Consider the following 22,412-nt stretch of genomic DNA (forward strand, 5'->3'; position numbering starts at 1 on the left):
AATTTAGAATTATTCTTATAATAAATACTACCTATCTAATATAAGTAATCTACAGATTTCGATTTAAATGATAAAATATATTAAGTAAATTAGATATTATAGGTATTATTTTAGAGAGGTTTACAATGAATCAAGTGGAAACAAAACAGTATAAGAGTATTTACCATATCTTTATATGGATTACGATCTTTGCATTAATTATGATCGGTTTATTGGAATGGGGCTACATTGAAAGTGGGCGTGCTTTTGGTAACTATAAAGTATACACAGGTCTTGTACCTTGGTGTGCCTGGATTGTTATGACTTATTTGGCAACTAGACCTAAATGGTTTACAAGCCGTTATAATTTGGGTGAAATGTTCAAGATTCACCGTGCACTAGGTATTGCATCTGTAGCTGTTATTGGGTTTCATTTATATCTCTATTTTGGTAAAGCAGCTAAATCCATCCTCGGTTGGTGGGGTGGCTATGTGGCACTTACTTCCTTTGGTATTGGCACAATTTCTGGCCTTGCGTTCTTAACTCCAAAACTTAGAAAAGTTACACCTTCTGGTCGTAATGTGGGCATTTGGCTTCATCGCTTAAATCTTGTAGCATTAGTTGCTGCAGATATCCATATTCATGGTTTTAATCGCATTTCCAAAATGGTACCATTCTTACAAGTATTTGATATTATCACGTACGGCCTTGTTATCTACTGTATCTACTTGATGTTTAAAAAGAGATAATAAGATACATGCAAATCCCTTCTGTGTTAAACAGAAGGGATTTTTTCGTTATATTTTTATTATTTAGGAAATTAAATAGGGCATATTATTAGTCAAAGGTATATATAATTGTGAGATTGATATACATTTTCTCTTTACTCAATTAATGAAAGTTGTTATTATCTTTATGTTACATGTGATAATGATAATGAACTTCATATATTCATTGTCTACTCATTTTATTCTTTCTTATTTTATTGTGTGAGGTTTATCATGATTAAACGTAAAATGACTAGTGCTTTTGCAGTAGCAGCCATGATGGGTGTGGCTACAGCCTTTGCTGTTAACCCATTTTCCGATGTTCCGTCCGATAGCTGGGCTTACCAAGCTGTAGATCAATTAGCTACAGCCGGTATTATCAATGGTTATCCAGATGGTACTTTCAAAGGTCAAAATAACATTACTCGTTATGAAATGGCCCAAATGATTGCGAAAGGCATGGCTAATCAAGACCGTGCTAATGCAGAACAACAAGCTATGTTGAATCGCTTAGCTGATGAGTTTTCCAATGAATTGAATACACTCGGTGTGCGTGTAGCTAAATTGGAAGATCAAGTAGGCAATGTCAAAGTTACTGGTGATGCTCGTATCAACTATATCGGTAAAGAGGGTATCGATGGTTATGATTACGAAGATAAAATCACAGCTCGTGTACGTTTAGGTCTTGATGCAAAGGTTAATAAAAATACATCTGTTAAAGCACGTATTACAACAGGCTCTATTGAACTAGGTGATAGCTCTAAAGAGGCACAAGCTAATTGGGATTTAGCATATGTAGAGCACAAATTCGGTAAAAATGTTGTGGTCGATGCGGGTCGCTATACTCAAAAATTTGGTGGTGGCTTGATTTATAGCTCTAACTTTGATGGTGTAGGCGCTACAGCTAAACTTGGTAAAAAAGTGACATTAAATGGCGCTTATGGTTACATGACAGCAGGTCGTTTTGCTAAGACTAGTAAAGCTGATAATGGTGATGTAGGTCTTATCAATGCTAATGTAGCTGTTAATGATCGCTTTGGTTTTGGTGGTATGTTTGCTCATGTAGGTACAACGAATGTACGTATGGGTAATGGCAAGAAAAATAACGAATTCGATAATGTATATGGATTTAATGCTAAGTATAATATTGGTAAATTCGGTATTGATGGCGAGTGGGTAAAAGCATCTGGCTTGAGTGATTCCGATATTTGGAACGTTGGCGTTAAATGGGGTGACTATAAAATTAATAAGAAGAACTCTTGGGCTATCCGATTAGATTATTTTGATCAAGCTAAGAATGCACCTGTATTTAAAACACAAAAATATGAATCTAATGATTTATTAAAGAAAACACGGTATGAAGGCTATAAAGCATGGCAATTAGGTGCATCCTACGCACCAGAGAAAAATATCGGTATTAATGCATACTACGGTTTCAATGCTAAAACACAAGAGGGTAATCGCGTAAATGATTACTATCGTGCGGATCTTAACTTTAAATTCTAATTTAATCAGTAATTAGTTCTAAGTAGAATGCTATAGGGTGAGAGTGTTTTATTAGCATGCTACATTAGGCCAAACTAGATGTATACTTGTAGATTGTATATATAAGACATAGAGAGGTTTATTATGGCAGAAGTTGTAAAAAAACAGTTTAAGAGTAAATACCATATTTTAATTTGGATTGCAGTTTTATCCTTAATATTTATGGGGATGGTGGAATATGGTTATGTAACAGGTGGTAGACCATTCGGCAATTGGAAGGTTCACTTAGGCCTTATTCCTTATGTGGCATGGCTTGTATTAACATACATTGCAACAAAACCAAAATGGTTTATCAAACGATACAATCCAAAAGAAATGTTTGAAATTCATCGCATCGTAGGTATTGTTAGTGTGGTTCTCGTATGTGCACACTGGTATGTATACTTCTTGAAAGCTTTGAAATCCTTCTTAGGCTTCTGGGGTGGTTATATCTCCCTTGTGGCTATGTTTATTGCTCTTATCTTTGCGGTATTATACTTAACACCTTGGGTAGGGAATATGGCAAAATCTGTATCTCGTAAAAAAGCAATCTGGATTCATCGCTTGAATCTTGTTGCTATTATTGCGGCAAATATCCATGTTCATGGATTTGGACGTTTATCTAAAATGGTGCCATTCTTACCTGTATTTGACGTAGTGACTTATGCGCTTGTTATTTACTATATTTATTGGATGTTCAAACAAAAATAATATATCGTAGGCATCTCTTTCTTTGGTAAAAGTAGGAGAATCACACGATAAAAAAGACCATCGCTGATCCTTATGGGTATAAGCGATGGTCTTTTTAGGTTGTTTGCGATACAATAGAATTATAAGTATATATTCTATGGATTTATGTAAATATATGCTGTTGCATTCTTTTGAGGTAAGAATAAAAATCTGTTCTATAAACATTTCTTTTGTATTATAGTATTCTTTAGCTCATATCGATATGTATATTACTACCTTTATAGGTAATTTCAAATAAGAAAGAAGGATATTATGGATTCTTCTTGGAAACGAATTATATACCTAATCTGTACTATACAGGTTGGTGGGGGTATAACAATTATTGGTGTATTATCCTTTCTTCCGTTATTTTTAGCTGAGCTAGGTCTTCATGATCCAGGAGAAGCCGCCATGTGGGCAGGCCTTGTATCAGGTGTAACGCCTTGTATGGTGGCACTGAGTGCACCCTATTGGTCGCGTAAGGCTAATCAGCTTGGTCCGCGTAAGGTAATGATGTTCATCTTGTTTACCCTGATGGTGACTGTTGGTGCCTGTGCTTTTACACAAACACCATGGCAGTTATTAATGTTACGTATATTGCAAGGTGTGGTAGGGGGATATGTTCCAATAGGATTGGCTATTATTATTCTCGTAACCCCTGAAAATAAGGTACCTTGGGCAATGGGCTTATATCAAGCCTCCATGGTTATGGGCCTCGTTTTTGGACCACTCATGGGTGGTTTGGTGGCGGACTTATTAGGTTATCGTGCACCATTTGTTATGTTCTCAGCCTTAACAGGGCTTTGTATGTTGGGAATTTATCTATTCATGCCTAATCTACAGTTTGAGCATAAGGTAGATGCTAGAGAGTCGCAGCTGTCTCTAATTAAATCCTTTTTGGTCATACCTCGAGTTCGCCTCTTGGTAGGGCTATTGTTCTTATGTAATTTTGGTATTACTGGTATTGGTCCCATTTTACCACTATACATTAAGCACTATATGCATATGAATGATGAATTTGTAGCCACTATTGTTGGTATAATCATCTTTGGCGCCGGTTTGTTTAGTGCTTTAGCTTCAATCTCCATTGGTAAGATAACAGAACGTTTAACCATGCCTCGTATTGTTTTTACTGCTACATGGGCTGTAGGGACTTTGTTTATACTTCAATATATAATGCCTAGTATATGGGGCCTTGGCATATTCCGTGCCATTGCAGGATTCTTCATGGGTTTTATTACACCGATTGCCAATACGCTCATATCCAAGGCGGTTCCTATTGAGCGCAGAGGTATCGTGTTTGGTGCGGTGTCTAGTGTAGCCATGATGGGAAATGTATTGGGGCCTGTCCTTAGTGGCATGATTGCTCGTAATTGTGGGTATGGTGCTGTATTTTGGTCTACGGCAGCTATATTCTTTGTAGCGGCGCTATTTATTTATCGCAGTTTAATTATTCCTAGTGAAAGTAAATCATTATAGCTGAGTAGCTTTCACAGTTAGATATAGTTAACTATAATTAGTAATATGTATAGATATTATATAGATAATGTATAGATAATATATAAAAAATATATAGATAATATACAGATAATATGTAAAAGTTACGTATGGCAAACTCCAATATGGGGCCGTATGTTGCGAAATGTTTCAAAGATATTGAGCTGTCTAATCTGCAAGAGAGATGAGAGTGCATCGTTATGTTATTAAAACAATTAGAGTATTTTGTGTGTGTAGTAGATAACAACAGTTTTACACAAGCTGCAACAGAGCAATATGTATCTCAATCTGCTATATCTCAGCAAATTAAAGCTCTTGAAACTAGTCTTGGTGTTGAACTAATGGTTCGAGAAAAACGAAGCTTTCATCTAACACCAGCAGGACAATATTTATATCGATCTGGGAAAAAACTATTAGAACGGTTTCATGATATTAAGGTAGAAACGACGCGTATCGGTACAGATGCACGTGTGAGTTTGCGCATTGGTTATTTGAATCGTTACAGTGGAATTGCTATGCAGCAAACGGTGATTCACATGGCAAAGCGTTATAAAAATTTAGATATTCGTATGTACAGCGGCAGTCATGAAGAGCTATATGGCATGCTCAGTGATCGTCGTGTAGATGTAGTATTTAATGATCAATGGCAAATTTTATCTGATGATTTTGAAAGTCATTTAATTGATAAAGCCACTACATTTATTGAGGTACCACAAGGATATACTAATGAAGACTGTGTAGAACTAAAGGATATCGATGATTTACCACTTATTTTATTGTGTCGTGGGAAATATACCTTATCTGAAGAAGAACACTATCGCAAAGCCATAGGTTATAATGGCGCCTTCGCTTATGCTCGTACGTTAGAAGAAGCACGATACTTAGTTGCAGGGCAGCAAGGGCTATTACTATTAGATTGTTTTAAATATTTAACAGATCCTATGCCAGGTATCGAACGTAAGGGACTGATGAATCATGGTAAACCTATGGAACGCCACTACTACTTTATATCTCAACGAAATCAAAATAATTCATATATTGTAGCACTCAGAGATATGTTCCAGCAGGTACTTGAAAAATTATAAATGAGATTATAAATGAAAAAGCCGTTAGCAATTTGCTAACGACTTTTTTCTTTTTCTGCACATCGTCTATTTGTATTTTCCTTATATAGTTATGATAGTATTAGAAATTTAAATTTTTTTTTGTATCTATGAGTATAGCCTTACAAAAAGTCTTTTAACATCATGAGGCCATCAATACATAGCTTGATACCGTAAATGACGAGAACCGAACCACAGAAACGGTTAATCCATGCCATATGAGTAATCTTAATTTTTTTAGCTAGAAGATGCATTGTGGTAGCTAGAGATCCAAACCAAATAGGTGTCATTACCAAGAAACCAGAGAAGAAGTGGTAGATGCTTTCTTTTGGAATATTAGCCTGAAAAGCACCGAGCATCATTGTCGCATCTAGAATGGCTTGTGGATTGCCCCATGATACAGCGATGGCTGAGACGATAATTTTCCTAATTGGAATATGCGTGTCTACGTTGCGTATGTCTGGTTGAGTTTTAAATATATTAAAACCCATATATACAATGAGGAGTCCCCCAAAGATGAGAACTATGAGTTTTGTGAGTGGCCACATTTCAAGAACGGTACCAATACCATAGAAGGCGGCAGCACTTAAACTCATGTCAAAAAACGCTAGTATGATCAGCGTCAATATAATACGGCGAACAGGTTGCACCAAGGCCGTATTAATAATGAAGAGGTTTTGCATGCCAACAGGGGCAAACGTAGCGAGGCCGACAAGAAGTCCTTGTAAGAAGTACATATTAACCCTCCTGACTATGGTATGATAAAGTACTAATAAGGTGAATAGTAGCACGAAACCCCTCCATTACTGGAGGGGTCCTTACTATTCTATTCATATATAATTATAACATAATATACAATATCTGTATATTTTCTACCATAAACCTATCATATGTTGTGCCATAAGGCTTACAGCGGAGATAGCAATCCAGCAACAAGCTCCTAAGGCAAGGGCTGAGCCACCGGATTTTAATAATTTTACAATATTTGTATTAAGGCCAATTGCTACCATGGCCATTGTAATAAAGTATTTGGAAATTGTTTTGAAGATACTCAAGAATTGAATATCTACATTAGCATAGGATAATGCTGTTGTGACAAGGGAGCAAAGTACAAAGTATAAAACAAATCTTGGAAAAATTTTAGCAATACTAACATTTGCGCCATCTGTTTGAGAGGCATTTTTCTTAGCTTTGTATACTTGATAACTAGCAAGACCTAAGCATATAGGAATGATAGCTAGGGTACGTGTTAGCTTTACGATAGTAGCATATTCCAGAACTTGTGTGCCAGTACCTTTCATACTATCCCATACAGCAGCTGTTGCTGTTACAGAAGAAGTATCGTTAACTGCAGTACCAGCGAACAATCCAAAGCCCATGTTAGAGAGTCCAATGGCGTCACCTAATTGAGGAAATACAAAGGCGGCTACTACATTGAAAAAGAATACAACAGAGATTGCTTGTGCAATATCATGATCTTCTGCTTTAATAACTGGAGCCGCCGCAGCAATAGCAGAACCACCACAAATGGATGAACCAACACCGATGAGGACTGCTGAGTTAGAGTCAATATGAGTTAATCGATAAATAACATAGGATACGATTAACGATGTAGCGATGGTAGAAATGATGACAGGTAAAGAAATCCAACCTACATGTAGAATCTGTGTAATGTTAAGACCAAAGCCCAACAAAATAACGGCCCATTGTAAAATCTTTTTTGATGTAAACCCAATGCCAGCACCTGTTTTTTCCCGTTTCCATGATGTGAAGATAGAACCGATAATTATACCTAAAATAATGGCAAAGATTGGACTACCTACTAGATGAAATTGCTGTCCTAGCAACCAACAAGGAATAGCGAGAATGGCACAGAGTAAAATGCCTGGCAACGTTTTTTGATTGATACCCATTATAAAACCTCCTTACTGTACATACAGTTCACGTCATATGCGGTATCATGTGGCGTTTGCTTTCTATAGTGTTAATAGTACCATAGGAAGGGTTTTTAAATCTACCACATATATAAGAAATATACAGAATATTCATTTCTTGTGAATGTAAAGGTATTGAGGACTGTGAAGATAAATATTGATTATGAGTATAGAATTATTACTTGAGTAATGAACTTTGTGTGGTTTGGATAGGCTGTAATAATTATTTATAAGTGATAAATTTAACTTGTTTTATGATGAATAAGGTGTATATAATGAATAGAATCTATTTCAGGTGGAAATAGAGTATATAAAGTGAGGGCCCTTATGATTGACATTGCAAAAATAATTGAAACCAATAAAGACTATGTAAAACATCATCCTGAGTTACCAAAGGCCGGATTAACAAGTCATCCTACAAAAAAGTTAGGTATTGTAACCTGTATGGATACCCGCTTAGTAGGTATGCTAGAAGAAGCACTAGGCTTTCATCGAGGAGAGATAATTGTCATTAAAACTGCAGGCAATAGTGTAACACAACCTATCGATAACATCGTGCAAAGTCTGCTCGTTGCTACCTATGGTATGGAAATTGAAGATGTGCTAATCATCGGTCATGAAAACTGCGGTATGATCGACTTTTCTGCTACTACTTTTATGGAATCTATGAAAGCGAAAGGTATTAGTGAAGATGCTATTCGCATGATCGAACCAGGCCTTATCGATTGGATGGATAGATTTCATATTTCTGAAGACAATGTAATTTATACAGTTAACTTCCTACGCCAACATCCACTATTTCCAAAAGGAATGGGGTTCTATGGAGGTATGATGAATCCTGATACAGGCGAATTTCGTTATATTGAGATTTAGCGGTGGTCTCGATGGGGCCCCGTTAGATAACTACATTTAGGTAAAAAAGAGTGATGACTAACCTCTACGCTCCAAAGCGAGCTAAGTCGCTAATCGGTTAGTCATCACTCTTTTTATAACTGTATTTGTGAACTCGTCCCATCGAGTTTATTCATAAATCAATAAAACAAAATTCACTGTATCAAATGAGTAAGGGACGAAAAAGTTATCGTTCTTTTTCCAACTGTACCTATGAATTAGTTCCATCAAATCTGAATGTCTATTAACGAGTTAGCGTAATTTCGCCGCATCAAGAGTGAACAAAGAAAGGGAATGGCTTAGCCATTCCCTTTTCTTGCTCTCTATATAGCCAACCTATTATTTTCGCATTTAAGGTTGATGGTAGGACTATATGGGACTATTACATAAGTACAGCCATAAAAATCACAGAACCTAGTAAAGAGCGACTTAGCTCGCTTTGGAGCGATGAGCTAGGTTCTGTGATTTTTAACTAGGGTCTCACTAATGTATTCGGGCCCCATATAGTCCTATTATGGTAAACCTTAAGCGTAATAATAGGTTGACTATATATTCCTTTTCGCTGTATATTGTAATTAGATTGTAAACTTAATCACATAAATTAGTTAACCTATGCGGCAGTAAGTATTCGCTTGAGAGGAGCTTTGTATGAAGCAGTTAGGTATTTCTATAATTGGTACAGATACAGATGTAGGTAAGACGTTTGTGACCGGGTTATTGGGAGCGATGGCTGTAGACGATGGCTTTGCTGTTGGGATGGTGAAACCTGTGTCTTCTAGTGCAGTGCCTTTCCCTGAATGTGTGACGATGGATGAGGATAATTATAATATCGGCCTTGAGAGTAAAGATGCGACACATTTGATGCGCTCGGCAGGTATTCCTGAATCTCGTCGTCATGAAGTGAATCCTTATGCTATTGCCGGTGATTTTTCTCCTCGCCTTGCAGCGGAATTGGCTGGTATCGAGATTGACTATGATGGTCTTGTAGAACATACATTAGATGTAGTGAGTCGCTATGACATAACCTTTGTAGAAGGTGCTGGCGGTATCACGACTCCTCTCTATGGAGATAAAACTTTCACGGATTTTATGAAAGATATCAAATTACCAGCTATTATTGTAGCAGATGGTCGGCTTGGCTCTATTAATCGTGTCGTTTTGACTTGCGAATATGCTAAATTGCATGGTATCGAGGTAAAAGCCATTATCGTAAATGATATGACAGCTGTAGACCTGTTTTTATTGAAAACAAATGTGGCAGATATGGAGCGTTACACAGGTGTTCCCGTAGTAGCTGTAGTACCGCCATACCAAGGCCCGGATATTCACAAGGTTCAACTTGGTTGGGCTCGCTCTTTTATTGATTCTAAGGAATTATGGAACACCGTCTTAGGGCTATAAAGCTTAGATCGGATAATTCGTTATTTATTAGTGGTAGAAACTTAGCATAAATTATATACATCAATTTAGCGTAGTTAGATATGTATAGTTATATAACTTACTATATAGTAAGTTAACTTACATTAATTATAGTCATAGAGAGTTATAGTTTGTAAAACTTAGTAAGTATGAGGTGACGAAATGGCAGAAAAACAGCTTTCACAAGCAGCACAATGGGACCACGAGTTTGTATGGCATCCATTTACACAAATGCAAGATTGGCTAGCACAAGAGCCAGTGGTAATTGAACGCGGTGAGGGGGTATATCTCATCGATGAGAACGGTAAAAAGTATTACGATGGCGTATCTTCGTTGTGGGTTAATATTCATGGTCACAACCATCCTGTATTGAACCAAGCATTGAAGGATCAAATCGATAAAATTGCACATAGCACATTATTAGGTCTCGTAAGTCCTCCGTCTGCACAATTGTGTAAAGAACTTGTAGAGCTTGCTCCAAAAGGCCTCGATAAAGTATTTTTGTCCGATGATGGCAGTACAGCTATCGAAGTGGCTATTAAAATGGCATATCAATATCGTCAGCAAGTGGGGCAAACTAAGAAAACTAAGTTTATTGCCCTCAATGCAGGCTATCATGGGGATACATTAGGCACGGTATCCGTAGGTGGTATTCAATTATTTCACCAAGTATTCCATAATCTATTATTTAAACCATTAACATTGCCAAGCCCTGGTGTGTATAGAGATTTGGCAGATCGAGATAAAGCCTTTGAAGAGTCTTTGGCTGAATTGGAACGCATCCTTAACGAAGAAGGCGATGAAATCACGGCTCTCGTTATGGAACCATTGGTGCAAGCAGCAGCAGGCATGCTCGTAATGCCTCACGGCTATTTGAAACGTGTTCGTGAGTTAACAGAACAACATGATGTATTCCTCATCGTCGACGAAGTGGCTACAGGCTTTGGTCGGACTGGTAAATTCTTTGCCTGCGAACACGAAGGGGTATCTCCAGACTTCATGACCTTGTCTAAAGGGATTACTGGCGGTTACATGCCGTTGGCCGCGACTTTGACTACAAAACGCGTATTCGATGCATTCCTCGGCACTTTTGAAGAAAAGAAAACCTTCTATCATGGTCATTCCTATACCGGTAATGCCTTGGCTTGTGCCGTTGCATTGGCTTCTTTGAAAGTATTCCGTGATGAAAAGGTAATTGAACAATTGCCTGCTAAAGTAGAAGCTTTCACAAAGGCACTAGAACCTATTAAGTCCTTGCAGCATGTTAAAGAGGTTCGTCAACGGGGCCTTATCGTAGGCATTGAACTTGAAAAAGATGTGTCCACCCACGAAGCGTATCGTCCGAATGATGCGGTAGGCGCTAAGGTGGCAATCCTCGCCCGTGAGCAAGGACTTATCTGTCGTCCTATCGGTGACGTGGTTATTCTCATGCCTCCATTGGCATCCACTGTGGAACAATTAGAGGATATGGTTCGTATTGTGGGTGAAAGTATCCAACGTGCAACTGAGGAAGAGGGGATACTTGAAGATATGCGCCCAATTATTTTATAATGCTAAATTAATTATTGGAAAGCTACACCTATTGTCTTTTGTTAGTAGTTTAAGGCAATGGGGTGTAGTTTTTTTGTATAGCATATTTAAATTTCGTCATATTTTAAACTATAGACTATACATTGCCAAAATTCGATGATTATTTAGCATATCTATGATACTATATATGTATAAAGGAGGTCATCGTATGGACATTTATGTAATTATGCAAGTTATTATTTTATTTGGTGCCATCTTCCTCGGTGTTCGCCTAGGTGGCATGGGCATCGGTTACGCTGGCGGCCTTGGGGTTGTGTTGTTAAGCCTTGGTATGGGGATGTTTCCGGGACAGATTCCATGGGATGTAATTCTGATTATCATGTCTGCTATCGCAGCCATCTGTGCTTTACAGTTAGCCGGCGGTCTTGATTATTTGGTGCGCATTGCTGAAAGTATTTTGCGTAAAAATCCTAAGCATATCAACTACTTAGCACCAACTGTTACGTATTTCTTAACTATTTTAGCGGGTACTGGTCATACAGCATTCTCTATGATTCCAGTAATCGTAGAGGTGGCGAAAAGTGAAAACATTAAGCCATCTGTACCATTATCTATAGCCGTTGTAGCAAGCCAAATTGGTATCACAGCGAGCCCTGTATCGGCAGCAGTAGTTGCTATGAGTGGGTTCCTTGAACCATATGGTGTTAACTATCCTACATTGCTTGCGATCTGTATTTCCACAACATTCGTAGGGGTTATGATTACGGCATTTATCATGTCTACCTTTACGAATAATGATTTATCTTCTGATCCAGTATATCAAGAACGTTTGGCAGCAGGTCACGTGGCGCCACCTCGTGAAAAAAGCACTGATTTCCATTTAAAACCTGGTGCGAAAACTTCTGTACTGATTTTCTTGATTGGTATCATTTGTATCGTATTCTACGCAACTGCAATTTCCAAAAATATTGGTATTATTAAACCAGTTATCTTTGGTCGAAACGATGCTATCATCGGATTTATGATGATTATTGCGGCTGCTATAACATTCTTCTGTAAGCTTGATACAGCAGAACTTGTTAATACAAGTACATTCAAATCCGGCTTATCTGCTTGTGTTTGCGTACTAGGTGTAGCATGGTTGGGCGATACCTTTGTAAAAGGTCATATTCCTGAAATTAAAGCACTCGCTTCTAGCATGGTAACAGCATATCCGTTCCTATTGGCGGTAGCCTTCTTCTTTGCAAGTACATTGTTGTATAGCCAAGCGGCAACTACACAAGCTTTGGTACCAGCTGTAATTCTAGCTCTCGGTATTACACCAGAGAACACAGGATCGGTTTATATTATTATCGCATCCTTCGCAGCTGTATCTGCACTCTTCGTATTGCCTACATATCCAACACTTTTGGGGGCTGTACAAATGGACGATACGGGCTCTACGCGAATCGGTAAGCTTGTATTTAACCATCCGTTCTTCATTCCAGGCGTACTTGCCATCGCCATTTCTGTAGCACTCGGTTTCGTAGTGGCTCCGTTGATGCTGTAATTGGTGAAAGCTAAATAAGGTTAATACAAAATATATTTTAAAACTAAAAAGGACGTAACTATCAGTTGCGTCCTTTTTGTTGTTTAAACATTAGTTGTCTATTTTCTACTTCTTGTTTTTGCACTTCTTACAAATCCCTGCGATCTCAAGGTGATGTTCTGTTACAGTAAATCCTGCATCGTTAAGTTCTTGTGGCATTTCTACGACGGGACAGGTATGGAGCGGTATCATGGCACCACAGCTCATACATACAGCATAGTGGCGATGTGTATGAGGGGTAATTTCATAATATGCCATCTCACTACCCATGAGCGTGGTACGTGTAACGATACCCTTAGTTTCTAATAGTTCAAGTGTACGGTAGATAGTAGACATCCAAGTAGTGCTACCGTCACCTAAGCGTTCTGCGATTTCAAGGGCTGTAATAGGTTTATCTGTAGTTGTTAATACAGACCAAATGGCTTCGCGCTGTTTGGTCTTTTTTATGCCTTCCGGCCAAGCTGTTGTATTCATAACTCTCTTTCGATTCTGTTTTAATACTAAAACTGTTATACACTTGTATAGTTAGATGATTTATATGGCTAACAATATATCAAATATACTATCGGATTTAGTTAGCTGTATTTTTTAATTTAACTAATTATATTATTCAACTCTAACTAGCTATATTACTCTAACTAGCTATGTTGTTTATATCTAAACATATTAATGATTGTTTTAGTTTATTTGCTAAATTGCACGCGTCGTATGATAGCTCGAATATTCTTAATGACTAATACTACTAGTAAAATACCTACCGATGTTAGAGACACGAAACCACCAGGAGCTACGTTAAGGAAGTAGGATCCAAAGAGTCCAATGATCATAGCGAGTAAGCTAAATCCAATGGAACAGAGTAGTGTTGTTCTAAATCCTTTTTCTAATTGTAATGCCGATGCTACTGGTAGTGCAATCATGGCACTTAATACGAGAACACCGACAATTTTAATGGATATAGATACGGCGGCAGCCATTAAGATGGCAAAGATATAGTTAATAAAATCTACCTTAACACCTGCTACACGAGCGGCCTCTTCATCATAGGCGATGTAAAGAAGTGAGTTGTATAGGAAATATAAGGTGAGTACAGATAAGATTGTAAGCACAGCAATACTAATCATATCAGTTGCGTTTACCGTTAGGATGCTACCAAAAAAGAATACATTTGCGTTAGCCTTTAGTTTGCCTGAGCTAATAAGCGTAATAGCTGTACCAATGCTGAGGGATAAGATTATAGTAAGAATCAAATCGAGATGGTGTGAAAAATATTTTCGCAAGAACTCGATGAGTGCACCGCAGATAGCAGTAAAGATAAAAGCCCCTAAAATTGGATTAGTATTCGTCAATAAGCCTAGCGTAATACCTGCCAGCGATGCATGGCTCATGGTGTCCCCAATCATACTAGAACGGCGTAGCACCATGAAGATACCAATACATGGACATAAAAGAGAAATACAAATCGCTACAAAGAAGGCATTTTGCATGAAATCATAATTAAACATGGTATACCTCCTCAATTGTGGTATCATCGGCCTGAGCCTGAGCCTGAGCCTGAGCCTGAGCCTGAGCCTCTGTTGTTACATCTGTGAAACAGGAGCAGTTTTCGTGATCTATTGGATTGCGACCTGTACTGTGCATGATTTCTCTAGCATATTGCTCAGGGGAGCAAAGGTGACCTTGCCCATTTGCAATATGGTAGATATTGGTAGAGTTGGCAAGCGCCATTTCGATATTGTGCTCAACAGAGATAATCGTAATATGGTGTTCTTGGTTCAAATTGCGAAGTAGAGCATAGATGCCCTCTTGGCTTTTTCTGTCGATACCCGTTGAAGGCTCATCGAGGATGATAAGATCTGGCTTACCGATGAGGGCACGGGCGATAGATACACGCTGAGCTTGTCCACCTGAAAGTTTACTAATGAGACGGTCTTTAAATTCCATCATATGGGTAAGCTTTAATACGCGATTGACTTCCTGCTTATCCTGAATCTTTAAAAGTTTTCGGTAGGAATCGAGGATTTCTTTTACCGTAATAGGAAAGCCTGCGTGAGAGAAGTCATTTTTTTGAGACACATACCGAATATTATTGGTGCTTCGCTTGATAGAACCTTTTACCGGCGTAAGAAATCCTAAAATGAGGCGGAGCAAGGTACTTTTACCAGACCCATTGTCTCCTACGATGGATATATAATCACCGCTGTGAATATGTAAATTAAGGTCATTTAACACATAAGGCGGTTGACCTTGATAGGAAAAATAAAGATGTTCTATAAATAACATATGAAAACCACATTTCTGATTGACAAAATTCTAAGTAAGTTTATACTATAACTATATTACAAATGCAACTGAGTCGCAACTGCAACTAAAGAATAGAGTGTATTCTGTATAGGCATAGCGATCAGTATTTTACAAAGGAGGACTACGATGATCAAGAAACTGATTTTGTTAGTTGTAGGTATTATGATGGCTGCTTTATTTGCAGGTTGTGGCAACGATACACCGAATGCACAGAAGGAGCAAGCAGGTAAAAAAATCCAAGTGGTAACAAGCTTTAATGCAATGGCTGAGTTTGCAAAGGCTATTGGTGGTGACAAGGTAGAGGTATCTACTATTATACCAGATGGCGTGGAACCACATGATTTCGAGTTGAAGCCTGAAAATATGAAACAATTGGCAACAGCTCAAGTATTTGTATATAACGGTTTTGGTATGGAGCCTTGGGCAAAACAAGCTATCGAAGCAGCTAAAAATGATAAACTCGTATCTGTTGTAGCTACTGAAGGTGTTGAAGCTATTAAAAATACTGACCCAGAAGAAATTAAAGAACATGGTGCAGAAGATCCTCATGCATGGTTATCTTTGAAAAATGCTAAAATTGAAGTGAAAAATATCAAGGATGCCCTTGTAAAAGTTGATCCAGCAAACAAGGATTATTATGAAAAGAATTATACTGAATACATTGCTAAATTAGATGCAATGATTAAAAAATATGAAGAGCAATTCGCCAAAGCTCCTCATAAAAACTTTGTTACAGGCCATGCAGCGTTTGCGTACCTATGCCGTGACTTTGGTTTAGAACAGAATAGTGTGGAAGATGTATTTGCTGAAGGCGAACCTAATGCAGCACAATTGGCTAAACTCATCGAATACGCTAAAGAAAACCATATTACTACTATCTTTGCAGAAGAAATGGCTAGCCCAGAAGTATCCAAAACTTTGGCACAAGAAGTAGGGGCTAAGGTAGAAACTATTTACACTATCGAAAGTAACGAAGACAATAAAACATACTTAGAACGTATGGATGAAAACCTTACAAAAATTGCAGCATCTTTGCAATAAGATAAATAACAGAGCAGCCCCTAGTGGGCTGCTTTTTTGCGTTATAATAGGCTGAAATAATATCTTAAAAGTTAGATTATATAGTATAATATATTATCAGATTAAATAAAAAGGAGACCTAATATGGTTATCATTAATAAATCAGAGGTTGCTGATGAAAGGTCTTGACCATAATTATTATTTTGAAGGGAATCAATTAATTAAAAGTGAAAAGTTATAAGGTATAGTATTATAAATGGTTTGTTTGTGTTACGATTAGAAAAATATAGGTGTTTTGGAGGTTTTATGGAAACAAAATGGTATTCAGATATTTGGCAACTCATGGTAGCTCCCTTTAAACGTGGTATTCCACAGATTGTAGAACATGGATCTTGTCGAAAAGGGTTCTATGCTACAGCAGCTTTGGCATTAATGTCATTCGTATTTTCAAATATTCTACCTGCTCTTGTGGGTATGATATTTGTAGATAAACTTAATGTTGCACTTACTGGTGCGGCTGCTCTTTCTGGGGTCGGCCTATTAGGCCTAGCGGTTGGCTTGTTATTTGCTTTTATTGGTATTGCTATTTATTCTGCTATTTTTTCTTGGGTCGCCAATAAATTTGATGCGAATACTACATATGAGTCTGTGTTAAAGATCATGTGGTATGAACAAGCTTATAATCAGATTATGGGCCTAGTATATTTCATTGGCTTTCTATTACTATCATTGCCATTTTTGTTGCTACTAGGATCTAATCCTGATTCTACAGTAGGTAGTATCGTATGGATAATTATTATTATATTCGCAACGATAGCTTTTGCAGTTTATACATTCTGGGTATGTTTAACATTGTTAAGCCGCCAAATTAACAAATCCCGTTTAGCAACTTTTGGCATTTCTATTATTACGAGTTTAATTCCCATAATCGTTTTAGGTATCTTGATTGGCATGATAGCACTTGCTACTTCCAGATAATTACATAACATGAAAAATATGAAAGGGGGCTGTAACAAAACAGCCCCTTTTTTATATTTTAAAGGAATCGCAATTAGAATATGGTGAAACCACATTCTTTTATAGGCTCTTTTGTGCTATAATGATGAACGGAAAATGAAAAGGAACTATTTTTTATAGTTCCTTTTGGTGTGTTGTATGTTATAGTATTTAAACTTGAATGTTATGTATGTATATTGTGTAAAAGGTGGTGATACTTATGATGGTAGGTTTAATGCAGTTTATCTATCGTTTATTAAACCCTATTGAAGAGAATAATCCTCGTATGTATCACTTTGATATTGCCTATGGGCAACTCATAGGAATGTTGCTATTAACACTTATATGCTATCAATTTACTATTGTAGGTGAAGGCGTATATTTAGATGCTATACGTGCGTTTATACGTAATTCTTCGTTATTGGTAAGGTGGGAATTACTATCTCTTCCGGTAGGTCAACATGAAATACAACTTTTTTTGGAACAGATGGGTAGGCCTAGAGAATTTTGGAATGTAGGTCGCTTTGCATGGGTAATCGGAAAAGTCATTCTCATGGCATGTATCATTATAGTCTATGCGGTTGCTCAACAGCGTAAATTCTATGTTCGAACTGTTACAACCGGTATTTTGCATATCATGTCATTTGCTCAACTTGTTGTGGCACTGATTACTTTTACAGCAGGGATTATGCTGATTCTAACTTCGGTACCATTAATACTGCAAGCGATCATTGGCTTCTGTATGATTGTGCTATGTATTTTAAGTACCGTATTATTGTTACAAACTATGGGACGTATTGCGGGAGCATGTATTAATGGGACCCCTTATGAAGGTCTGATTCTAATGTTGATTGCTCTTTTGGTAGCACACGTGTTTGAATGGGTTTATATGTTGACTCGATAAAATACATATGATATATCTAGGATGAGCTATGACTCGTCCTTTTTTACTAGTTTTAAACTAAAAGGAGCATTTAATGACATGGTATAAGGATATATTACATTTATTTACCAAACTTAGCGAACAATCATTTCAAAATATTATCAATTACGGATCTCATACGAGAGCCATTCTGAATCTAGTTGTATCTACTATTGTATTATATATAATGACCTATAGCTTACCGTTTATGGTGAAAGTTATATCTCCATTGCTTGGGATTAAACGGATTACTGGGTTAACTCACTTTGATTTAGTTAGCACTCTAGCAAGTTCTACATTCTTGATTTTTCAAATTATCATCGGTTCATTTGTCATATGGCGCTTACTTATTTTAGTAGGGGGTCGTGGTACTTATAGCGGCGTGCTGCGCAATTATATATATGGCATAGCTTATACAAATGCGCTTCGCACGGTTGTATTACTATTAGTCCATATAATAGGGATTATTTTCTTCTTTCTATCCCTTCAAAAGTATGTAGGGGATATGGCATATCTTATTACGATGTTTAGCCAATATTATGCTGTCTTTATTATAGCTCAATTAATGCGACGTTATGTTGGACTAGGCATCGTTAAAACTTATATTGTTATGTTTATTGTGGCATTATTATCTATATCAGCATTGCCTCAATGGATTCGCTTTGTCCATACATTATTCAAATAATATATTGTGATAAGAATTAAAACCGCAAGATACATATCTTGCGGTTTTTTGCTCATTAACCTAGTTGAGCTTCGTAATGGTGTAATAAGAGCTCTACATTATCTTCGTCGTATTCGATTTGTTGTGACCATCTTGCAATTTGCTTTAAGGGCTGCCCCTCTAAGGCGCTAGCCATAAGTATATAGTCAGTACCATCCTTTGCATAAGCTAAGATAGATTCCAAGGAATAGTCTGATAGCATATCAATTTGGCGATACAATATATATTGGTACACTTTGTTAAATAGGCTCATATCCTCTTGCTGTATATAGGTCTGTACGGATGCGGTGAGTTGGTCTAGTTTACTAGATAATGTATTAACCTGTGCAGTCCAATTTTCATCGATGGGTTCCGTTTTTTTATATAGGTCTAATAATTCTTTGAAAGACTGCTTTGTGGGATTTGGCGCATATTGGAATAGATTAGGATCTAAATCAAAGGTCAATAATTCAAATACATTCTGAAGTGTTAATCGCTCCTCAGACGTAAATTCGTTATCGTCATCCTCAATTGTAAAGAGGAGGGAGTCTATCGTTTTATTTTGAGCTAATAACTCAACAGAGGCTTCACAAGATAAACCGACTCCACATAGCTCTAAGTCTTCAATATATTTATAAAAGCGCGGATGCATATGGCAGGTGTCGCAAAGTCCTTCTTCGCCCAATTCGAGTACAACCTTACACAGTCCATTTTCATTGAGTAAGGGGCACATAGGTTGTGTTTTGGAAAATACGAAATGACTACCTTCGTCATCAACCGTGATGGCTTGTTGTAAACTTTCACCAAGAGGACCAGTCATAGCATGGTAACGTTTGGCAGTAGGCTCGTCTATATCGATGGTCCACAGCTGACAACATGTATTTTCGCATCGATTGGCCTTGCATTGAAATTCGTGATATATAGTGGGGTAAATTGAAATCATAGTTAGCTCACATGTAGTTACAAAAATGAATCTATGTGCATTGTATCATAGGGTGCAGGTACATGCACTAATTATATAAATAAAGATTATAAACCGTGTTGATTTAGTGTATAATTGTATATATATTGTTATGATAACTGTTTGAGATATGGAGGAACCAATGAGATCATTTTTTGTAAAAGGTAGCCTTGTATTGGCCTTGGCAGCGGCATTTGGCATGCCAAATGCAAGTGCAGCCCCTTTAGTAGCTGTAGAGCCAACTGTGGCAGTTGTTGATGGCAACCATGCGGCAATTGTAGGAGCTAATGGTTTATTAAATGCCTTTATCCAAAATCATCCAAATGCTGGAATTACGGAAATCGCCTTTGATGCGGATGGAGGTCAAATTAAGTATGATGTAGAAGGTTTTGATGAAACTGGTAAATATGAGTTAACGTATATCTATGCTACTAATCAAATCTTTGAAAAACGCGAAGGGGACTTCCATAAATCGTTAAAGAAAAAATCTTTTGATCCACGAGAAATTTTACCTCCTGCAGCAGTGGTGAACTTTGCTTATGCCCAAACAAAAGGCAAAGCTGTGAGCCTCAACGAATGGGCTGTGCGCTATGATAAAGGTAAAATCGTGTACAAAGTTAGCTTTGGTACAGAAGATAATAAAGAGGTACATGTACGTATGGATGCAATGAACGGTAAATTGCTATCTGTTAAATTTGATGACTAATATATGATTGACTAGTTATTATATCTTAATAGTGCTTAGTTATTTTATTCTGAATATAATAATTAAATACATTAATACTGTTTTTCTTAAAAAATAACTAGTATTGAAGTGTTTTTTTGTGAAAGTTTGCTCATGAATGTAAATTTTTAGATATCAATACGTTTATTTTGAAAGCCGTTTATCCCTTATATATGGGATAAACGGCTTTTGACATGTTATTCATGGAATTTTTAAGTATAAAGTAAATCCCATAGGATTTTATAGGAATTATATATAAATTCATTCTAAACTCACTATAAAATAAGCATTTAATGGTTCTTCTACATTTTGACTTCATAGACTATCGATAGTATGTGTACCAGTCGAAAGACAAACTCAACTATATCTGAAATTTCCAAACTATATATCTACAAGTCCATGCTAGATATATGTTTTGGAACTTACATGATGACATTGAGTTGACTGGAAATATACATGCGTAAAGTTGCATGTATATGAATTAAAAAGGAGGACAATATGAAAAAATCTATTTTAAAAAGTAGTATTGCTTTAGCAGTGGCTGGCGTATTTGGTGCCACTGTAGCTGTAACAGCAGCTGAACCAGTAACTCCAATGCCTGTTACGCAAGAAACAGCGAGTACAGCGACTCCAGCACAACCAGTTACTGATCCAGTAGTTCCTACTGTAGCGGTGGCTCCAGATGTGGCTACTACTGCAGTTGCACCTAAAATTCCGGTAGCTCCTGTAGCAGAAGCTAATCAAGTAGGTACAGCAGTTCGTAATACTACACCAGTTCCAACAGCTACACAAGATGTTAAAACACCAGTAGCTCAAGAAACTGTAGTGCCTAGTACAGAAAATCCTGCAGCAGCGGTCCCTTCTATTGAAACTGCATCTGTAGCTAAAGCTCCTAGTGAACCAAGAGTAGTACGCAGTGGTGATAAAAAATCTGAATCTGTAGCGAAGCATGGTAAAGAAGTTAAAAATACTAAAAAAGCTGCAGTAGATAAAGCGCCTAAAGTAAAAGTTGTGAAAGACGAAAAAAAAGCTGATAAAGAAGAGCCTACTAAAGAGGAAAAAAAAACTCTAAAAGTAGAAAATCACAACCTAGCACAACCAACCAGCAAGAAGGCGTAGTAGACCAAAATAGTATTTTCGTAGTTGGTGCTAATTATTTAATTGACCAATTCGAAAGCAAATTTGGAAACTCCAAAATTACAAATGTATCTTTCAAAACTCAAGGTAAAACTGCCATCTATGAAGTAGCTGGTTTTAATACTAGTGGTGCTCATTCTATGACTCTAGATGTGGCTACTGGTAATGTAACTGATGGTACTCCTAAAGCATATGATGCATCTATGGAAGCTAGTGCTATTGATGCCGGAACAGTAATACCTCCACATGTGGCAATTAATGCAGCTTTCGTACAGTCTGGCAAGGTAGCGACTGGTATTAATGCGTGGTCTCTTGCTAATCAAAATGGAAAATCACTATATACCATAGAGTTCCATGATGCACAAAATAAACCGATATCCGTTGTATTGGATGCTAAAACAGGGACGGTAGCAAAATAAGTTGATCTCCTATTCTATAGCGCTGTAAAGTAAACCCTTTCAAAAACGAACACTAAGCACTCAAAACTATACACACATAACATAAGTACACTTACACACACATACACAACACATAAAACACACAAAAACACACACAATAAACAACACACACAATAAACAATTACACACAGCCCTCTGGATTGGATAGATAAACATTGACTCTCTCCTATGCCGTCTATCATTCAGAGGGCCCCTTATGAATTGTGGTTCCCTCCGAATCATAAGATTA

The 22,412-nt window shown here is 37.3% G+C and carries 22 protein-coding genes; 16 read left to right on the forward strand and 6 right to left on the reverse strand.

The window, feature by feature from the left end:
- The first annotated feature begins 125 nt into the window (after nt 1-125).
- From RYO55_RS03070 to RYO55_RS03090, 5 genes are all read left to right on the forward strand, one after another.
- Entirely contained in the window at nt 126-728 is a 603-nt protein-coding gene (locus RYO55_RS03070; RefSeq protein WP_270279235.1) for a hypothetical protein, read from the forward strand.
- A gap of 252 nt (nt 729-980) precedes the next feature.
- A complete protein-coding gene (locus tag RYO55_RS03075) occupies nt 981-2,252 on the forward strand; it encodes a putative porin (RefSeq protein ID WP_270279234.1) in 1,272 nt (423 codons plus the stop codon).
- Between the two features lie 123 nt (nt 2,253-2,375).
- The gene (locus RYO55_RS03080) at nt 2,376-2,981 is read left to right on the forward strand and encodes a hypothetical protein (RefSeq protein ID WP_004697749.1); all 606 of its coding nucleotides are present in this window, start codon (nt 2,376-2,378) and stop codon (nt 2,979-2,981) included.
- A 291-nt stretch (nt 2,982-3,272) separates the two neighbouring features.
- Nucleotides 3,273-4,478 (forward strand): MFS transporter, encoded by a 1,206-nt coding sequence (locus tag RYO55_RS03085; protein WP_270279233.1) that lies wholly within the window; start codon nt 3,273-3,275, stop codon nt 4,476-4,478.
- Nucleotides 4,479-4,696: 218 nt separating this feature from the next.
- Nucleotides 4,697-5,581, forward strand: a complete 885-nt coding sequence (locus tag RYO55_RS03090) for a LysR family transcriptional regulator (RefSeq protein WP_314984128.1) — start codon at nt 4,697-4,699, stop codon at nt 5,579-5,581.
- 140 nt (nt 5,582-5,721) lie between these two features.
- On the opposite strand, the gene RYO55_RS03095 is transcribed toward RYO55_RS03090, so the two are convergent.
- Entirely contained in the window at nt 5,722-6,336 is a 615-nt protein-coding gene (locus tag RYO55_RS03095; RefSeq protein WP_295815956.1) for a LysE/ArgO family amino acid transporter, read from the reverse strand.
- A gap of 135 nt (nt 6,337-6,471) precedes the next feature.
- Nucleotides 6,472-7,512, reverse strand: coding sequence for a YeiH family protein (locus tag RYO55_RS03100; RefSeq protein ID WP_004697738.1), 1,041 nt, complete (start codon nt 7,510-7,512; stop codon nt 6,472-6,474).
- A gap of 348 nt (nt 7,513-7,860) precedes the next feature.
- Here RYO55_RS03100 and RYO55_RS03105 point away from each other — a divergent pair, with 348 nt between their 5' ends.
- From RYO55_RS03105 to RYO55_RS03120, 4 genes are all read left to right on the forward strand, one after another.
- Nucleotides 7,861-8,406: a carbonic anhydrase gene (locus RYO55_RS03105; RefSeq protein ID WP_314984131.1), complete on the forward strand. Its 546-nt coding sequence runs from the start codon at nt 7,861-7,863 to the stop codon at nt 8,404-8,406.
- Nucleotides 8,407-9,072: 666 nt separating this feature from the next.
- Nucleotides 9,073-9,825: a dethiobiotin synthase gene (gene bioD, locus RYO55_RS03110; protein WP_308521498.1), complete on the forward strand. Its 753-nt coding sequence runs from the start codon at nt 9,073-9,075 to the stop codon at nt 9,823-9,825.
- A gap of 180 nt (nt 9,826-10,005) precedes the next feature.
- On the forward strand, nt 10,006-11,394 hold the full coding sequence (bioA, locus tag RYO55_RS03115; protein ID WP_314984132.1) for an adenosylmethionine--8-amino-7-oxononanoate transaminase: 1,389 nt from the start codon (nt 10,006-10,008) through the stop codon (nt 11,392-11,394).
- A gap of 187 nt (nt 11,395-11,581) precedes the next feature.
- Complete coding sequence (locus RYO55_RS03120; RefSeq protein WP_314984133.1) at nt 11,582-12,922, forward strand: anaerobic C4-dicarboxylate transporter; 1,341 nt, start codon at nt 11,582-11,584, stop codon at nt 12,920-12,922.
- Nucleotides 12,923-13,027: 105 nt separating this feature from the next.
- Here RYO55_RS03120 and RYO55_RS03125 read toward each other — a convergent pair whose 3' ends face one another.
- The 3 genes from RYO55_RS03125 to RYO55_RS03135 all read right to left on the reverse strand — a co-directional run bounded on the left by RYO55_RS03125 (nt 13,028) and on the right by RYO55_RS03135 (nt 15,241).
- Nucleotides 13,028-13,435 carry a Fur family transcriptional regulator gene (locus RYO55_RS03125; RefSeq protein ID WP_295815947.1) on the reverse strand — a complete coding sequence of 136 codons (408 nt, stop codon included), beginning with the start codon at nt 13,433-13,435 and terminating at the stop codon, nt 13,028-13,030.
- A 209-nt stretch (nt 13,436-13,644) separates the two neighbouring features.
- Nucleotides 13,645-14,463 carry a metal ABC transporter permease gene (locus tag RYO55_RS03130; RefSeq protein ID WP_308521495.1) on the reverse strand — a complete coding sequence of 273 codons (819 nt, stop codon included), beginning with the start codon at nt 14,461-14,463 and terminating at the stop codon, nt 13,645-13,647.
- A complete protein-coding gene (locus RYO55_RS03135; RefSeq protein ID WP_314984137.1) occupies nt 14,456-15,241 on the reverse strand; it encodes a metal ABC transporter ATP-binding protein in 786 nt (261 codons plus the stop codon). Before RYO55_RS03135 ends, RYO55_RS03130 begins: the two co-directional genes overlap by 8 nt.
- A 147-nt stretch (nt 15,242-15,388) precedes the next feature.
- Here RYO55_RS03135 and RYO55_RS03140 point away from each other — a divergent pair, with 147 nt between their 5' ends.
- The 4 genes from RYO55_RS03140 (at nt 15,389) to RYO55_RS03155 (ending at nt 18,885) form a co-directional block, all read left to right on the forward strand.
- Complete coding sequence (locus tag RYO55_RS03140) at nt 15,389-16,303, forward strand: metal ABC transporter substrate-binding protein (protein ID WP_311574616.1); 915 nt, start codon at nt 15,389-15,391, stop codon at nt 16,301-16,303.
- Between the two features lie 285 nt (nt 16,304-16,588).
- A complete protein-coding gene (locus tag RYO55_RS03145; RefSeq protein WP_314984140.1) occupies nt 16,589-17,260 on the forward strand; it encodes a hypothetical protein in 672 nt (223 codons plus the stop codon).
- Nucleotides 17,261-17,498: 238 nt separating this feature from the next.
- Nucleotides 17,499-18,182 (forward strand): hypothetical protein, encoded by a 684-nt coding sequence (locus tag RYO55_RS03150; protein WP_314984141.1) that lies wholly within the window; start codon nt 17,499-17,501, stop codon nt 18,180-18,182.
- A gap of 73 nt (nt 18,183-18,255) precedes the next feature.
- Nucleotides 18,256-18,885 (forward strand): hypothetical protein, encoded by a 630-nt coding sequence (locus RYO55_RS03155; RefSeq protein ID WP_314984142.1) that lies wholly within the window; start codon nt 18,256-18,258, stop codon nt 18,883-18,885.
- A gap of 55 nt (nt 18,886-18,940) precedes the next feature.
- On the opposite strand, the gene fliB is transcribed toward RYO55_RS03155, so the two are convergent.
- Complete coding sequence (gene fliB, locus RYO55_RS03160) at nt 18,941-19,846, reverse strand: flagellin lysine-N-methylase (protein WP_314984143.1); 906 nt, start codon at nt 19,844-19,846, stop codon at nt 18,941-18,943.
- Between the two features lie 160 nt (nt 19,847-20,006).
- Between fliB and RYO55_RS03165 the strand changes: the two genes are divergently transcribed.
- From RYO55_RS03165 to RYO55_RS03175, 3 genes are all read left to right on the forward strand, one after another.
- Entirely contained in the window at nt 20,007-20,570 is a 564-nt protein-coding gene (locus RYO55_RS03165; RefSeq protein WP_012863831.1) for a PepSY domain-containing protein, read from the forward strand.
- A 516-nt stretch (nt 20,571-21,086) separates the two neighbouring features.
- Entirely contained in the window at nt 21,087-21,707 is a 621-nt protein-coding gene (locus RYO55_RS03170; RefSeq protein ID WP_008603010.1) for a hypothetical protein, read from the forward strand.
- A gap of 158 nt (nt 21,708-21,865) precedes the next feature.
- On the forward strand, nt 21,866-22,144 hold the full coding sequence (locus RYO55_RS03175; RefSeq protein ID WP_004693966.1) for a PepSY domain-containing protein: 279 nt from the start codon (nt 21,866-21,868) through the stop codon (nt 22,142-22,144).
- The last annotated feature ends 268 nt before the right edge of the window (nt 22,145-22,412 follow it).

It is taken from the genome of uncultured Veillonella sp., from assembly GCF_963551295.1.
Taxonomy (GTDB): domain Bacteria; phylum Bacillota; class Negativicutes; order Veillonellales; family Veillonellaceae; genus Veillonella.

Bases quoted from the DNA above. Each gene is read 5' to 3' on its own strand.
- RYO55_RS03170 (WP_008603010.1), top strand. From the start codon at position 21,087: ATGAAAAAATCTATTTTAAAAAGTAGTATTGCTTTAGCAGTGGCTGGC.
- RYO55_RS03100 (WP_004697738.1), bottom strand. From the start codon at position 7,512: ATGGGTATCAATCAAAAAACGTTGCCAGGCATTTTACTCTGTGCCATT.
- RYO55_RS03105 (WP_314984131.1), top strand. From the start codon at position 7,861: ATGATTGACATTGCAAAAATAATTGAAACCAATAAAGACTATGTAAAA.
- RYO55_RS03075 (WP_270279234.1), top strand. From the start codon at position 981: ATGATTAAACGTAAAATGACTAGTGCTTTTGCAGTAGCAGCCATGATG.
- RYO55_RS03130 (WP_308521495.1), bottom strand. From the start codon at position 14,463: ATGTTTAATTATGATTTCATGCAAAATGCCTTCTTTGTAGCGATTTGT.
- bioA (WP_314984132.1), top strand. From the start codon at position 10,006: ATGGCAGAAAAACAGCTTTCACAAGCAGCACAATGGGACCACGAGTTT.
- RYO55_RS03085 (WP_270279233.1), top strand. From the start codon at position 3,273: ATGGATTCTTCTTGGAAACGAATTATATACCTAATCTGTACTATACAG.
- RYO55_RS03120 (WP_314984133.1), top strand. From the start codon at position 11,582: ATGGACATTTATGTAATTATGCAAGTTATTATTTTATTTGGTGCCATC.
- RYO55_RS03145 (WP_314984140.1), top strand. From the start codon at position 16,589: ATGGAAACAAAATGGTATTCAGATATTTGGCAACTCATGGTAGCTCCC.
- RYO55_RS03140 (WP_311574616.1), top strand. From the start codon at position 15,389: ATGATCAAGAAACTGATTTTGTTAGTTGTAGGTATTATGATGGCTGCT.
- bioD (WP_308521498.1), top strand. From the start codon at position 9,073: ATGAAGCAGTTAGGTATTTCTATAATTGGTACAGATACAGATGTAGGT.
- RYO55_RS03175 (WP_004693966.1), top strand. From the start codon at position 21,866: ATGACTCTAGATGTGGCTACTGGTAATGTAACTGATGGTACTCCTAAA.
- RYO55_RS03070 (WP_270279235.1), top strand. From the start codon at position 126: ATGAATCAAGTGGAAACAAAACAGTATAAGAGTATTTACCATATCTTT.
- fliB (WP_314984143.1), bottom strand. From the start codon at position 19,846: ATGATTTCAATTTACCCCACTATATATCACGAATTTCAATGCAAGGCC.
- RYO55_RS03165 (WP_012863831.1), top strand. From the start codon at position 20,007: ATGAGATCATTTTTTGTAAAAGGTAGCCTTGTATTGGCCTTGGCAGCG.
- RYO55_RS03090 (WP_314984128.1), top strand. From the start codon at position 4,697: ATGTTATTAAAACAATTAGAGTATTTTGTGTGTGTAGTAGATAACAAC.
- RYO55_RS03135 (WP_314984137.1), bottom strand. From the start codon at position 15,241: ATGTTATTTATAGAACATCTTTATTTTTCCTATCAAGGTCAACCGCCT.
- RYO55_RS03155 (WP_314984142.1), top strand. From the start codon at position 18,256: ATGACATGGTATAAGGATATATTACATTTATTTACCAAACTTAGCGAA.
- RYO55_RS03150 (WP_314984141.1), top strand. From the start codon at position 17,499: ATGATGGTAGGTTTAATGCAGTTTATCTATCGTTTATTAAACCCTATT.
- RYO55_RS03095 (WP_295815956.1), bottom strand. From the start codon at position 6,336: ATGTACTTCTTACAAGGACTTCTTGTCGGCCTCGCTACGTTTGCCCCT.
- RYO55_RS03125 (WP_295815947.1), bottom strand. From the start codon at position 13,435: ATGAATACAACAGCTTGGCCGGAAGGCATAAAAAAGACCAAACAGCGC.
- RYO55_RS03080 (WP_004697749.1), top strand. From the start codon at position 2,376: ATGGCAGAAGTTGTAAAAAAACAGTTTAAGAGTAAATACCATATTTTA.